The organism is Caballeronia sp., assembly GCF_049581465.1.
Taxonomy (GTDB): Bacteria; Pseudomonadota; Gammaproteobacteria; order Burkholderiales; family Burkholderiaceae; genus Caballeronia.
Map to the genome: position 1 here is coordinate 1 of NZ_JBAUSA010000605.1, position 1,670 is coordinate 1,670.

Genomic DNA, 1,670 nt, shown 5'->3' on the forward strand with positions numbered 1-1,670 from the left:
GAGAGATGGTCGATCGGGTTGCGCGTCACGTCGAAGACTTCAGGGTTCTTGTAATGACGCGGGTCGTGGTTGCCTGCGCCAAGAATGACCGCAATGCGCGAGCCGCCCGGGATCTTCACGTCCCCGATTTCCACGTCTTGCGTCGCAACGCGACTCCACACATGGACGGGGGAGTAGTAGCGCAGCACCTCGTTGAACGCCGAGGGAACCAGCGAGAGATCCTCGCGCACCTTGGCAAACTCTTCGGGAAAGCGCCCGAAGAGAGCGATGATGTTGCCGATTGCTGCAAGTGTTGTGTCAAGGCCAGCGCCGAGATATTGATGGATGATATGGCGCGCGGAGCCTTCGGGAATTATCCCTTCCCTCTCCGCCTCGAAGACACCCCAGCCAACGGAGCCGTGGGTGAGCGCGTCCTGGGTGATCTGCGAGCAGTAGCCGTAAAGTTCACTCGCGATTGGAAAATTCTCTGCAGTGCACCGATTCATCGGCCCGATAACTTCCATCGCGGCCTGCCCCCAGCGGAGCATATTTGCCCTGGCCTCACCCTGGAAGCCAACGAGGTCGGCGACAACCCCGATCGGAAAGCGCCGGGCGATTTTATCGATCGCGTCGAAGGACGGTTGCTTAACCAGGCGGGCCACTAGTGCCTGCGCATTGGTCTTGATCTGCTCGCCCAGGCCACGCAGCGCCCGTGGCGTGAGGTTCTCGGAAAGTGCGGCGCGCAACTGGGTGTGCTCCGGTGGATCGGAAGCAAGCGAGGTTCCCTTCAAAGCCTGGTTCACGCCGTCGTTGAAGCCGATACCTTGAGCGGAGGAGAATCGCGTCGGGTCTGCCAGCGCGTCCTTGATAACGTCGTAGCCAGTAAGGGCATAAAGTTTCGAGTGCGCGAGATAGACGACGTCGCCGAGTTCGCGCAACGCCCGGTATTTTGGGTACGGATCGACGAGCACATCGTCGGCCCAAAGGTCGATGCCGGAGTTGGGGACGGTAGTCACAGGCCTGTTCCAAGTCGTTGATTATGGCCTGTATTATTGCTTTCGCTTTATACTGTGTAAAGCGAATAGATACCTTGATAGGGTAATCCCTATTCAGGGTGCGCCGAGCAATTTCCACCACAATTCGGTGAGCACCTCGAGCGCCGGTTCGGTGGTCAAATCCAGCTCGCCGCGCATCCATGAGAGCGCGGTTTGGTCGAGGGTGACATAGGCCAATTCACCGCGGAAATGCCGCGTGCTCGGCTCATAGCGGTTGGCTGCATCCAGACCCTCGCGGATGTCCGCCACCACCTCTTCAATCCAGCCGCGCAGCAATGAGCGCATTTCAGCATCCACGGCCGCAGCCTCGGTTGCAGCCAAAACATAAGGCTTGATCAACGGCCAGCGAGCAGCTTGCTCGCGCAGCCAACCACCCAGCTTTTCGCGTGAGCCTTCGCGCACCGTCGCCACCAGCAAACTGGCCGTGGAGCTGCGGCCTGGTTCGTCACTCCGCTCAAGGATGTTGTTGAGCTCGTGAATCAAAGCACGCATCAATTCGCGGCGCGACTCGAAGTGAGAGTAGAAAGTGACACGTGTGGTGTTTGCGGCGGCGGCAATGTCGTCGACAGTGGTATTCACGTAACCGCGCGAAACAAACAGTTCGAGAGCCTCTGAAAGGATGCGCTTCCGAGTCGT

At 59.1% G+C, this 1,670-nt stretch carries 2 protein-coding genes; both read right to left on the reverse strand.

The features are described 5' to 3' along the window. The coding region (locus tag WCA53_RS14795) for a cytochrome P450 (protein WP_423911511.1) at window positions 1–995 on the reverse strand (995 nt) is incomplete at its 3' end. A gap of 93 nt (window positions 996–1,088) precedes the next feature. Further along, window positions 1,089–1,670 (reverse strand): TetR/AcrR family transcriptional regulator (locus WCA53_RS14800; protein WP_423911513.1); only part of this gene is annotated, 582 nt, incomplete at its 5' end.